The organism is Bartonella sp. HY328 (assembly GCF_025449335.1).
Lineage (GTDB): Bacteria > Pseudomonadota > Alphaproteobacteria > Rhizobiales > Rhizobiaceae > HY038.
Genome location: NZ_CP104883.1, coordinates 1,975,264 through 1,989,954, shown reverse-complemented (window position 1 = coordinate 1,989,954; position 14,691 = coordinate 1,975,264). Strand labels below are relative to the sequence as shown.

Genomic DNA, 14,691 nt, shown 5'->3' with positions numbered 1-14,691 from the left:
ACATTGTTTTTTCCTTCAATTAGCGAATAATTGCAATTCTTTTTTGTAGTTGTTTGACACAGAGAGACAGTGAAAAACAAATAATAAAATATGTTACACCAGCTAAAATGTAGTTTTCATTAGCATGGCTGTTATTAGCGGCTTGAGTAAAACCTTTAAAAAGATCTAAACCACTGATGACGTAGACAAGTGACGTATCTTGAAAAAGAATAATTACCTGAGTTAATAAAATTGGTAACATATTTCGAAAAGTTTGCGGTAAGACAACAATTTTCATTCTTTGCCAATAAGTCATGCCTAAAGCTTCTCCAGCCTGAAACTGTCCTCGCGGAATAGACTGAATCCCGGCTCGCATAATTTCAGCAAAATAAGCGGCTTCAAAGGCTGAGAATGTTATCAAAGCGGATAAGAAAACACCCAGCACTTTCCCTGTCACTAATGGAATTAAAAGGAAAAACCACAAGATCACTAACATAAGTGGAAGTGAGCGCATCGCAACAATATAAAATGTAATGATTTGAGAAAGTACCGGAATTTTTGATAATCTACCTAAAGCGAGTAGCGTGCCAAAAATTACGCCTAATATGGTTGCAAGAATAGTCATTCCAACACTGAAATAAAAACCTTCTAAGAGATATTCCTTTACATAATCCCAGCTTACGAAAGAAAAATCAAAATGAAGATTTATGCCTATTGTTTGAAGGAAATCTAAAAAGTTCATGTCTTATTAATTCCTTCCATTTGTATCATTATCAGGAATGCGCAAATATCGCTGAAGCATAGACATTATAAAGAATACCACTAAAGCTAAAATGACATAAAGGACGGTTATGATAATGAAAACTTCATAATTTCGGTTGGTCAATTCAATCGTATTATTAAGGTAACGTATTAACTCTGCGATTGAAACGCCCATTGCAGCAGAAGAGTTTTTTACAATTCCCATAGATTCTGAAGTCAGTGGCGGCATAATAGTACGCAGTGCTCGTGGCAACAAAACGTAGCGATAGGTTTGGAATGTTGTAAATCCTAAAGCCTGTGCCGCATATCTTTGCCCTGTTGGAATGGCGGCGATACCTGCGCGTACTTGTTCGGCAATACGAGCTGAGGTAAAAAATCCAAGTGCCAATATCACTAAGACAAGACCAAAATATTCGTATTTATTTGCTAAATCACCAAGTGGGATAATTATATAGGGTAATACAAAATAGCAAATAAATACAAGAACCAAAATAGGAATGTTACGAAAGATCTCTACCCAGCAAGATGCCCAAAATCTTAATATTGGATTATTAGGCAATGTTCTTATCGTACCAATTAGAAAGCCAAATATAACAGCAAGAATGAGACCGCCCACAGATAACAAAATGGTATTTAGAAAACTTCCCAACAGAGAATCTAGATAAGTTTGTGTAAAGTCTTCGTAATTACCAAAGCAACCAGGTATGGTCGGTGCGATAGATATCGGATCAGTCGTATCCTTGCATAAAAAACTAAAATCAAGCGCCATTGAGCTGCTCCACTATGTTAAAAACGAAATTTCATTTTTAACTCTGATATTCCATAATGTTTTATAAGAATAAAACACTATATTACTTTGATTTTATAGGGTTTATCGCTCTTTATGAGTGCCAGGTTTGGAGTAACCAACGCTATAAAAATAATGTTTAAACGCGTTAAAGGACTTAATTATTTGCCCAAAAACGTAAAATACGATCACACTTTTCATCCAAAAAAGTGCTAATCGGTTGCTATTGCGTGATAAACTCACCTAAAACTACAACCGTAAACCCATTGTAATGCGGTTTATCAATATCCTTCATGTTGTTTATCAATGTCAACATGCATAGGTCTATATACTCAAAATGAGGACCTGCAAGCACAATAATTTCAACGCTAAAATGCTTGGGAGTAACACCTTTTAATTAAAATAAAACCACATAATAGTTAACTGTAATATTTTAGGAAAACGACAATCTCGGAAAAACTTCGTTTTATTCAATTGAAAGTTCGTCAATAGCTTTGAAAAGTATTATAAAATCACAGCGATTATTTTACAAAGGCTAATAAACCAGTATATTATCAGCCTCAATTTTTATCGTTCTATTTAATCTTTAAAGCTATATTGTTGTATATTACAATTAGATATTCCTTTTTCTTAATATTTTACTAAAAGGCAGTGTAAGCTGCCTTTTAGCGATGAATTGGTGTTACTTGTTTTCTGGATAATCTTCCATAGGCTTGTCGTTAGGGTGGTCCCATGCATTGCGGGTACTTGCAGAAAGTGGAAGGTTTACGACAACATTTGCTGGAGGAATTGGTTCCAAAAACCACTTATTATAAAGCTTTTCAAGTGATCCATCTTTTACCTGACGCACAATACTTTCATCAATTTCTTTTTTAAGATTATCGTCACCCTTGCGTAACATGCATGCAATTGGCTCAACAGATAGGACTTCATCTAGAATTTTAAAGTCGGCAGGATTTTTAGCTTTAGAAATATTGGCAGCTAGAATGGAGCCATCCATAACAAAAGCGTCGGCACGCCCGCTTTCTAACAAAATAAAGCTATTAGCGTGATCTTTGCCCTGCATTTCCCTAAAACGAATATTTTCAGCTCGTTGGTTGCGGCGCAAGGTCTGCACAGAGGTCGTTCCAGTAGTGGTAGCAACGGTTTTACCATTAAGGTCGTTAATCGAATTAATCCCAGAATCTTTTTTAACCGCAATTCTAACTTCTTCTACATAAGTAGTATAAGCAAATGAAGCTTCTTCTGCGCGTGAACGATTATTGGTGGTTGAGCCGCATTCAAAATCATAGGTACCATTTTGCACGAGCGGAATGCGATTGGCTGAAGTAATTGGCAGGTACTTTATTTTTAGAGGCTTACCAATTTTTTTGGAAATATCATCAACAATACGTTCGGCCATTTCAGTATGAAAGCCGACATATTTTCCTGCGCCAATTGTGTAAGCAAGGCCAGAAGATTCGCGCACACCTAAGGTGACTTCACCTGTTTGCTTAAGTTTTTCAAGTGTGTCGGCAGTTTGTGCTTGTGCCGCAGCGCTAAGGCCAAATAGGGCAGTAGCAGCAAAGGCGATAAATGCCTTTTTCATGAATTTCCTCCTAAATATGACGATCGACGTTATCATTTTGTTCCAAAGGCGAATGACCTTTGAAAAAATAGTGGCACATTTACGAAAGAAAAATAAGCCCTTTAAAAAAAATAAATACGCCCTAGTGCTAAATATCATGCACTTAAGCAGATAAATAATATTATAATTTGTTGATATAGGTGAGGTGGACGGCTAAAATATAACCATTTATCTGTAATTATAGGATATTGTTGTGTTAAGCGGATTGTAACCAATCTGCGCATAAACATGAAGTGTAAGAATGGTTGCTTTTTGTTGTAATGTGTAAATAATGTTTGCCAATGGTAATTTTCAGAAACGGCCTGCTTAAATAGCTTTGTAAAAACTGTGATAGAGTGCTGTTTTTCTGTAAGTTTTTTACTTGTCTTACATTAGGTGTTTGGGGTAGCGTTGAAATTTTTCCATTGATACCGCTATTAATCTTATACATTTATGTCAAAGTTTTATTCATAGAGATTAATATATTTTATCTCAATATTTACATCTAAGTTTTTAATGTCATAGACAATTTAGTTGGTTATGTAAGCTGATGGCAATCTAAATTTTTATTCACATTTTTTATAAATTTTTGTTTGTGTACTGGATTTTATTGGTTGTGATTTTAATTTATCCCGCGCTTTACTGATATCTTTAAATCAGCCCGAAGATATGGTTGAATTGGGTATAAATGGGCAATTTTTGAATGTCTATAAAATCTATTCTTACTTTTGAAACTTCATCATCGATAATATCGTGATAAAATGATATATCTATGCATAGCCAAATTTGCGGGATGTTTATATTAATGCGTTTGGTATTAATACTTTTTGATATTTATCTCGTATCTTTACAACTAACGATATCTCAATATCGCTACCGTTATTTGTAGTTTTTTTTCAATAGCCACTTTTTACTTCTAAATACAGAAATAAATTCAATATACTCATCTACGAGGGTGAGAAGGGCGCTTGTTCGATTGATCTATAAATTTGTTATTGGAGCAATATTTTTTGGAGTTTTCGCGCCCTTTTCCGTTTCTGTTTAAGGTTTTATGTAAAGCAGTTACGATATTTGTTTGGGTGGTATTGGGTTGTCAAATAAGCCAGACTCTAAAATGACCTATAAATTTATGCGCTTTTGGGTGTTTTTCGTCTTTAAGTTGCAACAATAATGCAATTTTTTGGGGGAGTCAGTTATTTAACCGTGTTGCCGTCAAGCAAAATATTGTCTGCTTTTATCAGTCTTTGATATCAATCCAAACGGGAACATGATCCGACGGTTTATCCCAACCGCGGAGGCTTTTGCTTATTCCGCAGGCAGTTATTTTATCAATTGCTTCTGGTGAGGCTAGAAAATGATCAATGCGGATACCTTCATTTTTCGGCCATGCACCAGCTTGGTAATCCCAAAAACTATAAACCGGATCATTAGTTGCCATTCTAATAACGTCTTGCATGCCCAAATTGATAATTTTACGAAAGGCAGCTTTTGTTTGTGGTAAGTACAAGGCGTCGTTTATCCATTTTTCAGGTGATTTTGCATCAATTGGATTGGTGATAACATTATAATCGCCGGCAAGTATGAAGGGTTCCTCAAAGGTAAGTCTTTCTTTTGTAAGGTTTGCAAGGTGTTCCATCCAAGCTAATTTATAAGGATATTTCTCCGTATCAACAGGATTGCCATTAGGTAAATATAGGCTAGCAACACGGATGGGGCCGGTAGCAGTTGAAAATACCCCCTCAATAAATCTAGCCTGCTCGTCACTATCATTGCCGGGCAGTCCGCGCAGTACTTCGTCGGGCGATTTTTTTGATAATAAAGCCACCCCATTAAAGCTTTTTTGGCCATGAGTTTCGACATGGTAGCCAAGATCTTCAATCTGCGAACGTGGAAACGCTTCATCAATACTTTTTATTTCTTGTAAACACACAATATCAGGTGAATCTTGCTTTAGCCAAACAAGTAAGTTTTCAATTCGCGCTTTTACGCCGTTAATATTCCAAGTTGCGATTTTCATAGCGTCCTTACCATTTTGTGGGGCGGTATATTATTGTAGTTGCATTTTAAAGCGCATGTCCAGAAAAGAGCAAGCCCAATTTACTACATCACGCCATTAATCACTGCCAAGGGGAAGCGCTTTTGCGCCGTAAAATTATGACTATTGGCTTAATTATGATACTTACTTATTTTCTTGCTTTTGTGAAAATCGACTCGCTATTACGATATTCTATTCAAAAACCATAAATCACCTTAACTTCGCATTAACCATATTTCAGTTTTATAATAAAAGCTGAAAAAAAACGAGAAAATACGCAAAAAAAGCCGAGTTTTACACATATTGCACTTGACGCGATGCTATAATCCATGTATCAGAAGCCCATCTAAACCAATGTGAAGCGGCCTTTTTCTAGGCGTCTTGCTAAGAAATTAGCTTCAAACAGGGTTGGTTTTACATAATTTGTATATGTGCATGCATTGCATGAAGCCTCTGGCTTCCTCTGTTTTTGTCGGGCGAGCTGCAGTTGTGGTTGTGTCCGGTTTTTTTGCATGTGTGAAGCAGCCCTTTTGGGTTATTTGAAGAGTTTTTAGTAGAGGAAGGTTCAATGCCTACCGTAAACCAGTTGATCCGCAAGCCGCGTGTAGCGTCGGTGAAGCGTAATAAGGTTCCTGCTTTGCAGGCCAATCCGCAAAAGCGTGGCGTTTGTACACGTGTTTATACAACGACCCCAAAGAAGCCTAACTCGGCTCTTCGTAAGGTTGCTAAGGTGCGTCTAACGAATGGATTTGAGGTTATCGGTTATATCCCTGGTGAGGGGCATAATCTTCAAGAGCACTCTGTTGTGATGATTCGTGGGGGTCGTGTTAAGGATCTTCCAGGTGTGCGTTATCACATCATTCGTGGTGTTCTTGATACGCAGGGTGTTAAGAATCGTAAGCAGCGCCGTTCCAAGTATGGCGCGAAGCGTCCGAAGTAAGATTGAGAGACCGATAATATGTCCCGTCGTCATAAAGCTGAAAAGCGCGAAATTAATCCAGATCCAAAGTTTGGTGATTTGGTTATTACAAAATTCATGAATGCCGTTATGTTTGACGGTAAGAAGTCTGTGGCAGAGCGTATCGTTTATGGCGCTTTGGATGCTATTGAAGCTAAGGCAAAATCAGAGCCTGTTGCTTTGTTTCATCAGGCTCTTGAAAATGTTTCTCCTCATGTTGAGGTTCGTTCACGCCGTGTTGGTGGTGCAACATATCAGGTTCCTGTTGATGTTCGTCCAGATCGTCGCCAAGCTTTGGCAATTCGTTGGCTTATCAATGCGGCTCGTTCGCGTAATGAGACAACAATGATTGATCGTCTTTCGGGTGAATTGTTGGATGCTTCCAATAATCGTGGTTCTGCTGTTAAGAAGCGTGAAGATACGCATCGTATGGCTGAAGCTAACCGTGCATTCTCCCATTATCGCTGGTAATTCGGCATTTCTAATCAAAGGCAGAGAAAATGGCCCGCGAATTTAAAATTGAAGACTATCGTAATTTTGGTATTATGGCGCATATCGATGCTGGTAAGACAACTACCACTGAGCGCATTTTGTACTATACCGGTAAATCGCATAAAATTGGTGAAGTGCACGATGGTGCTGCGACCATGGACTGGATGGAGCAAGAGCAAGAGCGTGGTATTACCATTACTTCTGCTGCTACAACCACTTTCTGGGAAGGTCGTGATGGTAAGAAGCGTCGCTTTAATATCATTGATACTCCAGGTCACGTTGACTTTACCATTGAAGTTGAGCGCTCATTGCGTGTTCTAGATGGTGCTATTGCTCTTCTTGATGCGAATGCTGGTGTTGAGCCGCAGACTGAAACTGTTTGGCGTCAAGCTGAGAAGTACAATGTTCCGCGCATGATCTTTGTTAATAAAATGGATAAGATCGGTGCAGATTTCTATCGTTCGGTAGAAATGGTAAAGACTCGTCTTGGTGCAAAGGCTGTTGTTATGCAGTTGCCTGTTGGTGCTGAGAGTGAATTTGCTGGCGTTGTTGATCTTATTGAAATGAAGGCGCTTATCTGGCAGAACGAACAGCTTGGTGCTGCTTGGGATGTAGTCGAGATTCCTGATGATCTTAAAGATCGTGCTGTTGAGTATCGTGAAGCATTGATTGAAGCTGCTGTTGAAGTTGATGAAGCTGCAATGGAAGCATATCTTGAAGGTAAAATGCCTACAAATGATGAGCTTCGTTCGCTCATTCGTCGTGGTACCTGTTCTGTTGAGTTTCATCCTGTTTTCTGTGGTTCTGCCTTTAAAAATAAGGGTGTGCAGCCGCTTCTTGATGGTGTTGTTGATTTTCTTCCTTCACCGCTTGATGTTCCTGCGATTAAGGGTATCGATCCTAAAACTGAGACTGAAACAAGTCGCGAATCTTCAGACGAAGCTCCGCTTTCCATGCTTGCGTTCAAGATCATGAACGATCCATTCGTTGGCTCTTTGACTTTCTGCCGTATTTATTCCGGTAAATTGACTAAGGGTGTTTCTCTCGAGAATACCGTTAAAGGTAAGCGTGAGCGTATTGGCCGTATGTTGCAAATGCACTCCAATTCGCGTGAAGATATTGAAGAAGCCTATGCTGGTGATATCGTATCTTTGGCTGGTCTTAAAGAAACAACGACTGGCGACACTCTTTGTGATCCATTGAAGCCTGTTATTCTTGAGCGTATGGAATTCCCAGAGCCAGTTATTGAGATTGCAATTGAGCCTAAGACTAAGGCTGACCAAGAAAAGATGGGTCTCGCACTTAATCGTCTTGCAGCTGAAGATCCATCATTCCGCGTTAAGTCGGATGAAGAATCAGGTCAGACAATTATTGCTGGTATGGGTGAACTTCATCTTGATATTCTTGTTGACCGTATGCGTCGCGAGTTTAAGGTTGAAGCAAATATTGGTCAGCCACAAGTTGCATATCGTGAAACAATCACTCGTGCAGCAGAAATTGACTATACTCATAAAAAACAGTCTGGTGGTTCTGGTCAGTTTGCTCGCGTTAAGATTATTTTTGAACCTCATGATGGTGATGACTTCATCTTCGAATCAAAGATCGTTGGTGGTGCTGTTCCTAAGGAATATATTCCTGGTGTTCAAAAAGGTATTGATAGCGTTATGGGTGCAGGTCCGCTTGCTGGCTTCCCTATGCTTGGTGTTAAAGCAACACTTATTGATGGTGCTTATCACGATGTTGACTCTTCTGTTCTTGCCTTCGAAATTGCTGCTCGTGCAGCATTCCGTGAAGGTGCTCAGAAGACAGGCGCTCAGCTTCTTGAACCAATCATGAAGGTTGAAGTTGTAACTCCCGAGGATTACGTTGGTGATGTTATCGGCGATCTGAATTCCCGTCGTGGTCAGATTTCAGGTACTGAAGCTCGTGGTATTGCAACAGTTGTTAATGCAAATGTGCCATTGGCAAATATGTTCGGTTATGTTAATTCACTCCGTTCAATGAGTCAGGGTCGTGCACAATATACTATGCAGTTCGATCATTACGAGCCTGTTCCTGCAGCTGTCGCTCAGGAAATTCAAAAGAAATATGCGTAATCGCTGATTGCGTTACAGTTTTAAACATTGCCTTAGGGCATTATACGGAGAGCTCAAATGGCTAAGAGCAAATTTGAACGTAATAAGCCGCATGTTAATATCGGCACAATTGGTCACGTTGACCATGGTAAAACCAGTTTGACAGCTGCGATCACCAAATATTTTGGTGAGTTTCGCGCTTATGACCAGATTGATGCTGCACCTGAAGAAAAGGCACGCGGTATCACCATTTCAACTGCACACGTAGAGTATGAGACAGAAAACCGTCACTATGCTCACGTTGATTGCCCAGGCCACGCTGACTATGTTAAGAACATGATCACCGGTGCGGCTCAGATGGATGGTGCTATTCTTGTTGTTTCTGCAGCAGATGGTCCAATGCCACAGACCCGCGAGCACATTCTTCTTGCTCGTCAGGTTGGTGTTCCTGCAATCGTGGTTTTCCTTAATAAGGTTGATCAGGTTGATGATGAAGAGCTTCTTGAGCTTGTTGAATTGGAAGTTCGTGAACTTCTTTCAAAATATGATTTCCCAGGCGATGAAATTCCTATCGTTAAGGGTTCAGCTCTTGCAGCACTTGAAGACAGCAACAAGACCATTGGTGAAGATGCAATCCGTCTTCTCATGAGCGAAGTTGATGCTTATATTCCAACGCCAGAGCGTCCAATTGATCAGCCTTTCTTGATGCCAATTGAAGACGTGTTCTCAATTTCAGGTCGTGGTACTGTTGTGACTGGCCGTGTTGAGCGTGGTATTGTTAAAGTTGGTGAAGAAGTTGAAATCATCGGTATTCGTCCAACTTCAAAAACCACTGTTACTGGCGTTGAAATGTTCCGCAAACTTCTTGATCAAGGTTTGGCTGGCGATAACATTGGTGCGTTGCTTCGCGGTGTTGATCGTGAAGGTATCGAGCGTGGTCAGATCTTGGCAAAGCCAGGTTCAGTAACACCTCATACAAAATTCCAAGCTGAGGCTTACATTTTGACGAAGGAAGAAGGCGGTCGCCATACTCCATTCTTCACAAATTATCGTCCTCAGTTCTATTTCCGTACAACAGACGTGACAGGTATTGTTACGCTTCCTGAAGGTACAGAAATGGTTATGCCTGGTGATAATATTTCTGTGAATGTAGCTTTGATCGTTCCAATCGCAATGGAAGAGAAGCTCCGCTTCGCTATTCGTGAAGGTGGTCGTACCGTTGGTGCGGGCGTTGTAGCGAAAATCATTGAATAATTGGCAAAATTTCGTTGAGGAACACTTCCTTGTGAAGTGTTCCGCATAACAAGGAACTATAATAATGAACGGTCAGAACATCCGCATTCGCCTTAAGGCGTTTGATCATCGGATCCTTGACGCGTCGACACGAGAGATCGTCTCGACAGCCAAGCGTACCGGCGCCAATGTACGTGGACCTATTCCTCTTCCAACACGGATCGAGAAATTCACGGTTAACCGGTCGCCACACATCGATAAGAAGAGCCGTGAGCAGTTTGAAATGCGCACCCATAAGCGTCTTCTTGATATTGTTGACCCAACTCCACAGACAGTTGATGCTCTTATGAAGCTCGATCTTTCTGCTGGTGTTGATGTCGAGATCAAGCTTTAAGCTTGGGACGGAAGGATTAAATCCAATGCGTTCAGGTGTAATTGCACAAAAGCTGGGCATGACCCGCATTTATAATGATGCAGGTGAGCATGTGCCTGTTACTGTTCTTCGTATGGAGAATTGTCAGGTTATCGCACAGCGTACAGTCGATAAAAACGGCTATACCGCTGTTCAATTAGGTGTAGGCCTTGCTAAGGTTAAAAATACAACGCAGCCATTGCGTGGTCATTTTGCCAAAGCTTCGGTTGAACCTAAAGCAAAATTGGCAGAGTTCCGCGTAACTCCAGAAAATCTTCTGGATGTTGGTGCGGAAATTACTGCAGAACATTTCGTTCCGGGTCAAAAAGTTGACGTAACCGGTACCTCCATCGGTAAGGGTTTTGCTGGTGTTATGAAACGCCACAATTTTGGTGGTCATCGTGCATCGCATGGTAACTCCATCACTCACCGTGCACATGGTTCTACTGGTCAGCGTCAAGATCCGGGTAAAGTTTTTAAGGGTAAGAAAATGGCTGGTCATATGGGCCAGACACGTATCACCACTCAGAATATTGAAGTTGTGTCTACAGATCTTGCTCGCGGACTTATTCTTGTTCGTGGGGCAGTTCCTGGTTCAAAGGGCGCATGGATTCTTGTTCGTGATGCCGTAAAGCATGCTCTTCCTGCTAATGCACCAAAGCCTGCAGCTCTACGCCAGTCAGGTAATGCAGCAGCTGAAGTTGCCGCACCCGCAGCTGAGGGAGCCGAATAATGGATCTCAATATTACTACACTTGAAGGCAGCGAAGCCGGCAAGCTCAATGTATCGGATTTAGTATTCGGTCTTGAGCCACGCGAAGATCTTCTTCAGCGTGTTGTTCGTTGGCAGCTTGCTCGTCGTCAACAAGGTACTCATCAAGCGCAAACTCGTGCTGATGTTTCCCGTACCGGCGCGAAAATGTACAAACAAAAAGGTACAGGTCGCGCTCGTCACCATTCCGCACGTGCTCCACAGTTTCGTGGCGGTGGTAAAGCGCATGGCCCAGTTATGCGTTCTCATGCTCATGATCTTCCTAAAAAGGTTCGTGCGCTTGGTTTGAAACATGCTCTTTCGGCTAAGGCAAAAAATAATGATCTTATCATTATTGACGAGCTTGCAGTTAAAGATGCAAAGACTAAAGTTTTGACCGGCTTATTTGCAAATCTAGGTCTTCAAAACGCTTTGCTCATCGGTGGATCTGAAATCGATGTTAATTTCAGCCGCGCTGCATCAAACATTCCAAATGTTGATGTGTTGCCGGTTCAGGGCATTAATGTTTATGACATTCTGCGTCGTGGTAAGCTTGTTCTTTCCAAGGCTGCAGTTGAAGCCCTTGAGGAGCGGTTTAAATGACGGATCTTAGACACTATGACGTGATCGTCAGTCCGGTTATTACCGAGAAGTCCAACCTGATTTCAGAAAATAATCAGGTTGTATTCAACGTTGCCCCTAAGGCTACGAAACCAGAAATTAAAGCTGCAATCGAAGCGCTATTTGGCGTAAAAGTAGTAGCTGTTAATACACTTGTCCGTAAGGGTAAGGTTAAGCGGTTCCGTGGCATTGTCGGGCGCCAGAGCGATGTCAAAAAAGCGATTGTCACATTGGCTGAAGGTCAGACAATTGACGTATCGACCGGTCTATAAGAGGCCGTGGAGTAGGAATAATGGCACTTAAGCATTTCAATCCGACCACGCCAGGCCAGCGTCAGCTTGTTATTGTTGACCGGTCAGGTCTTTATAAGGGAAAGCCTGTGAAGGCTTTGACCCAAGGTCTTTCCTCAAAAGGCGGTCGTAATAATACTGGACGGGTAACCGTTCGTTTCCAAGGTGGTGGTCATAAGCGTACATACCGTTTTGTGGACTTTAAGCGTTTAAAGCGCGAAGTTCCAGCAACCGTTGAGCGTTTAGAATATGATCCTAATCGTACAGCCTTTATCGCACTTATCCGTTATCAGGATGGTGAGTTGAGCTACATCATTGCACCACAGCGTTTAGCTGTTGGAGATCAGGTTATTGCCGGCGCTAGCGTTGACGTAAAGCCTGGTAATGCAATGCCACTTAGCGCGATGCCAGTTGGTACAATTATCCACAATGTGGAAATGAAGCCAGGCAAGGGCGGTCAAATTGCCCGTTCTGCTGGTACTTACGCCCAGCTTGTTGGCCGCGATCAAGGTATGGCTATTTTGCGTTTGAATTCAGGTGAACAACGCTTGGTTTCAGGTAGCTGTTTTGCAACAGTTGGCGCAGTATCTAATGCCGATCATGGTAATATCAATGATGGTAAGGCCGGTCGTTCACGTTGGCGCGGTAAGCGTCCTCATGTACGCGGTGTTGCTATGAACCCTGTTGACCATCCGCACGGTGGTGGTGAAGGTCGTACTTCTGGTGGCCGTCATCCGGTTTCACCTTGGGGTAAGCCAACAAAAGGTAAACGTACGCGTTCGAATAAAGCGACTGATAAGTTCATCATGCGCTCACGTCATCAGCGTAAGAAATAAGAGAGGTAGTCTAAAGTGGCTCGTTCAGTTTGGAAAGGACCGTTTGTCGATGGCTATCTTCTCAAGAAAGCTGAGAAGGTACGCGCGAGTGGTCGTAATGAAGTTATCAAAATGTGGAGCCGTCGCTCCACTATTTTGCCGCAATTTGTGGGCTTGACCTTTGGTGTATATAACGGTAACAAGCACGTTCCTGTTTCCGTATCCGAGGAAATGGTCGGACAAAAATTCGGCGAATTCGCTCCGACCCGGACCTATTATGGTCATGGTGCGGACAAAAAAGCGAAGAGGAAATAAGAATGGGCAAAGCCAAGGCTCCGCGCCAGCTCAAAGATAACGAGGCTAAAGCAGTTACTCGTACAATCCGTGTCAGTCCCCAAAAATTAAATTTGGTTGCTGCCATGATCCGCGGAAAAAACGTCAATACGGCACTGGCGGATTTGACCTTCTCGCGTAAGCGTATCGCTGCAACTGTAAAGAAGACTCTAGAGTCTGCTATTGCAAATGCAGAAAACAATCATGATCTTGATGTAGATTCGTTGATTGTCGCTGAAGCACATGTAGGTAAGTCAATCGTAATGAAACGCTTTCACGTTCGCGGTCGCGGTCGTGCAAGCCGTGTAGAAAAGCCATACTCGCATCTTACCATTGTGGTGCGTGAAGTCGCTGCAACAGGGGAGGCTGCATAATGGGTCAGAAGATTAACCCCATCGGGCTTCGTCTCGGTATTAATCGCACATGGAATTCACGCTGGTTTGCAAATACTGGTGAGTATGGTAAGCTGTTGCATGAAGATCTCGCGATCCGTAAGTATTTGATGAATGAACTCAAGACTGCTGGTATTGCCAAGATTGTTATTGAGCGTCCTCATAAAAAATGCCGCGTCACCATTCATGCTGCACGTCCCGGTTTAATTATCGGTAAAAAAGGCGCAGATATTGAGCGTTTTCGCCGCAAGTTAAGCGATATGACTAACGCTGATGCGTCTTTGAATATCGTTGAAGTCCGTAAGCCAGAAGTTGATGCAACTTTGATTGCTCAATCGATTGCTCAGCAGTTAGAACGCCGCGTTGCATTTCGTCGTGCTATGAAGCGTGCTGTTCAGTCAGCTATGCGTTTGGGTGCAGAAGGTATTCGTATCAACTGTTCCGGTCGTTTAGGTGGTGCTGAAATCGCTCGTATGGAATGGTATCGTGAAGGTCGTGTGCCTTTGCATACATTGCGTGCAGATATCGATTATGGTACAGCTGAAGCCGAAACCGCTTATGGTATTTGTGGTGTTAAAGTTTGGGTATTCAAGGGCGAAATTCTTGAACATGACCCAATGGCTTCTGAACGCCGCGCTCTTGAAAGCGATAGTCAGGGTGCTCCGTCGAACCGTCGTCGCGACAACGCTTGATTGACGGTAAAACAGAGATTTTTGGAGTAAAGAACAATGTTGCAGCCCAAGCGCACAAAGTTCCGTAAGCAGTTTAAAGGTCGTATTCACGGCAATTCAAAAGGCGGAACGGAATTGAATTTTGGTGCTTTCGGTCTGAAGGCAGTTGAGCCTGAGCGCGTAACTGCGCGTCAGATTGAAGCCGCCCGTCGTGCCATCACGCGTCATATGAAGCGTGCTGGTCGCGTGTGGATCCGTATTTTCCCAGATCTTCCGGTTACTTCTAAGCCAACCGAAGTTCGTATGGGTAAAGGTAAAGGTAGTGTAGACTATTGGGCAGCTCGCGTTGCCCCTGGTCGTATCATGTTTGAGCTTGATGGCGTATCTGAAGAAATCGCACGTGAAGCTCTTCGTTTGGGAGCTGCAAAGCTTCCAATTAAGACACGTTTCATCCAGCGTATTGCTGAGTAAAGGGTTCTG

At 42.2% G+C, this 14,691-nt stretch carries 17 protein-coding genes; 13 read left to right on the top strand and 4 right to left on the bottom strand.

The genetic code is table 11. The annotated features are described in order from the left end of the window. Nucleotides 1-19: 19 nt before the first annotated feature. From N5852_RS08465 to xth, 4 genes are all read right to left on the bottom strand, one after another. Nucleotides 20-721 (bottom strand): amino acid ABC transporter permease, encoded by a 702-nt coding sequence (locus tag N5852_RS08465; protein ID WP_262097379.1) that lies wholly within the window; start codon nt 719-721, stop codon nt 20-22. Between the two features lie 6 nt (nt 722-727). Further along, nucleotides 728-1,510 carry an amino acid ABC transporter permease gene (locus N5852_RS08460; protein ID WP_262097378.1) on the bottom strand — a complete coding sequence of 261 codons (783 nt, stop codon included), beginning with the start codon at nt 1,508-1,510 and terminating at the stop codon, nt 728-730. A 700-nt stretch (nt 1,511-2,210) separates the two neighbouring features. Further along, on the bottom strand, nt 2,211-3,116 hold the full coding sequence (locus tag N5852_RS08455; RefSeq protein ID WP_262097377.1) for a transporter substrate-binding domain-containing protein: 906 nt from the start codon (nt 3,114-3,116) through the stop codon (nt 2,211-2,213). A 1,255-nt stretch (nt 3,117-4,371) separates the two neighbouring features. Beyond that, the gene (xth, locus tag N5852_RS08450) at nt 4,372-5,151 is read right to left on the bottom strand and encodes an exodeoxyribonuclease III (RefSeq protein ID WP_262097376.1); all 780 of its coding nucleotides are present in this window, start codon (nt 5,149-5,151) and stop codon (nt 4,372-4,374) included. A gap of 586 nt (nt 5,152-5,737) precedes the next feature. Here xth and rpsL point away from each other — a divergent pair. The 13 genes from rpsL to rplP all read left to right on the top strand — a co-directional run bounded on the left by rpsL (nt 5,738) and on the right by rplP (nt 14,682). Continuing rightward, the gene (rpsL, locus tag N5852_RS08445) at nt 5,738-6,109 is read left to right on the top strand and encodes a 30S ribosomal protein S12 (protein WP_182419535.1); all 372 of its coding nucleotides are present in this window, start codon (nt 5,738-5,740) and stop codon (nt 6,107-6,109) included. Nucleotides 6,110-6,127: 18 nt separating this feature from the next. Then, on the top strand, nt 6,128-6,598 hold the full coding sequence (gene rpsG, locus N5852_RS08440; protein ID WP_182419534.1) for a 30S ribosomal protein S7: 471 nt from the start codon (nt 6,128-6,130) through the stop codon (nt 6,596-6,598). Between the two features lie 29 nt (nt 6,599-6,627). Then, nucleotides 6,628-8,715, top strand: a complete 2,088-nt coding sequence (gene fusA, locus N5852_RS08435; protein ID WP_262097375.1) for an elongation factor G — start codon at nt 6,628-6,630, stop codon at nt 8,713-8,715. Nucleotides 8,716-8,772: 57 nt separating this feature from the next. Then, a complete protein-coding gene (tuf, locus tag N5852_RS08430) occupies nt 8,773-9,948 on the top strand; it encodes an elongation factor Tu (protein WP_182419000.1) in 1,176 nt (391 codons plus the stop codon). A 64-nt stretch (nt 9,949-10,012) separates the two neighbouring features. Beyond that, nucleotides 10,013-10,321 carry a 30S ribosomal protein S10 gene (rpsJ, locus tag N5852_RS08425; RefSeq protein WP_002964363.1) on the top strand — a complete coding sequence of 103 codons (309 nt, stop codon included), beginning with the start codon at nt 10,013-10,015 and terminating at the stop codon, nt 10,319-10,321. Nucleotides 10,322-10,346: 25 nt separating this feature from the next. Beyond that, a complete protein-coding gene (gene rplC / locus N5852_RS08420; protein WP_182419532.1) occupies nt 10,347-11,072 on the top strand; it encodes a 50S ribosomal protein L3 in 726 nt (241 codons plus the stop codon). After that, nucleotides 11,072-11,692: a 50S ribosomal protein L4 gene (gene rplD / locus N5852_RS08415; protein WP_182419531.1), complete on the top strand. Its 621-nt coding sequence runs from the start codon at nt 11,072-11,074 to the stop codon at nt 11,690-11,692. Before rplC ends, rplD begins: the two co-directional genes overlap by 1 nt. Further along, entirely contained in the window at nt 11,689-11,982 is a 294-nt protein-coding gene (locus tag N5852_RS08410) for a 50S ribosomal protein L23 (RefSeq protein ID WP_182419530.1), read from the top strand. The genes rplD and N5852_RS08410 overlap by 4 nt, the downstream gene beginning before the upstream one ends. Before the next feature lie 20 nt (nt 11,983-12,002). Then, a complete protein-coding gene (rplB, locus tag N5852_RS08405; RefSeq protein ID WP_182419529.1) occupies nt 12,003-12,836 on the top strand; it encodes a 50S ribosomal protein L2 in 834 nt (277 codons plus the stop codon). 15 nt (nt 12,837-12,851) lie between these two features. Further along, complete coding sequence (rpsS, locus tag N5852_RS08400; RefSeq protein WP_182419528.1) at nt 12,852-13,130, top strand: 30S ribosomal protein S19; 279 nt, start codon at nt 12,852-12,854, stop codon at nt 13,128-13,130. Between the two features lie 2 nt (nt 13,131-13,132). Further along, complete coding sequence (rplV, locus tag N5852_RS08395; RefSeq protein ID WP_182419527.1) at nt 13,133-13,522, top strand: 50S ribosomal protein L22; 390 nt, start codon at nt 13,133-13,135, stop codon at nt 13,520-13,522. Then, a complete protein-coding gene (rpsC, locus tag N5852_RS08390) occupies nt 13,522-14,232 on the top strand; it encodes a 30S ribosomal protein S3 (RefSeq protein WP_182419526.1) in 711 nt (236 codons plus the stop codon). Before rplV ends, rpsC begins: the two co-directional genes overlap by 1 nt. A 36-nt stretch (nt 14,233-14,268) precedes the next feature. Continuing rightward, nucleotides 14,269-14,682, top strand: coding sequence for a 50S ribosomal protein L16 (gene rplP / locus N5852_RS08385; RefSeq protein ID WP_182419525.1), 414 nt, complete (start codon nt 14,269-14,271; stop codon nt 14,680-14,682). Nucleotides 14,683-14,691: the final 9 nt, after the last annotated feature.

Bases quoted from the DNA above. Each gene is read 5' to 3' on its own strand.
- xth (WP_262097376.1), bottom strand. From the start codon at position 5,151: ATGAAAATCGCAACTTGGAATATTAACGGCGTAAAAGCGCGAATTGAA.
- rpsJ (WP_002964363.1), top strand. From the start codon at position 10,013: ATGAACGGTCAGAACATCCGCATTCGCCTTAAGGCGTTTGATCATCGG.
- rplC (WP_182419532.1), top strand. From the start codon at position 10,347: ATGCGTTCAGGTGTAATTGCACAAAAGCTGGGCATGACCCGCATTTAT.
- fusA (WP_262097375.1), top strand. From the start codon at position 6,628: ATGGCCCGCGAATTTAAAATTGAAGACTATCGTAATTTTGGTATTATG.
- rplB (WP_182419529.1), top strand. From the start codon at position 12,003: ATGGCACTTAAGCATTTCAATCCGACCACGCCAGGCCAGCGTCAGCTT.
- N5852_RS08465 (WP_262097379.1), bottom strand. From the start codon at position 721: ATGAACTTTTTAGATTTCCTTCAAACAATAGGCATAAATCTTCATTTT.
- rpsC (WP_182419526.1), top strand. From the start codon at position 13,522: ATGGGTCAGAAGATTAACCCCATCGGGCTTCGTCTCGGTATTAATCGC.
- N5852_RS08460 (WP_262097378.1), bottom strand. From the start codon at position 1,510: ATGGCGCTTGATTTTAGTTTTTTATGCAAGGATACGACTGATCCGATA.
- rplD (WP_182419531.1), top strand. From the start codon at position 11,072: ATGGATCTCAATATTACTACACTTGAAGGCAGCGAAGCCGGCAAGCTC.
- tuf (WP_182419000.1), top strand. From the start codon at position 8,773: ATGGCTAAGAGCAAATTTGAACGTAATAAGCCGCATGTTAATATCGGC.
- rplP (WP_182419525.1), top strand. From the start codon at position 14,269: ATGTTGCAGCCCAAGCGCACAAAGTTCCGTAAGCAGTTTAAAGGTCGT.
- rpsG (WP_182419534.1), top strand. From the start codon at position 6,128: ATGTCCCGTCGTCATAAAGCTGAAAAGCGCGAAATTAATCCAGATCCA.
- N5852_RS08455 (WP_262097377.1), bottom strand. From the start codon at position 3,116: ATGAAAAAGGCATTTATCGCCTTTGCTGCTACTGCCCTATTTGGCCTT.
- rpsL (WP_182419535.1), top strand. From the start codon at position 5,738: ATGCCTACCGTAAACCAGTTGATCCGCAAGCCGCGTGTAGCGTCGGTG.
- N5852_RS08410 (WP_182419530.1), top strand. From the start codon at position 11,689: ATGACGGATCTTAGACACTATGACGTGATCGTCAGTCCGGTTATTACC.
- rplV (WP_182419527.1), top strand. From the start codon at position 13,133: ATGGGCAAAGCCAAGGCTCCGCGCCAGCTCAAAGATAACGAGGCTAAA.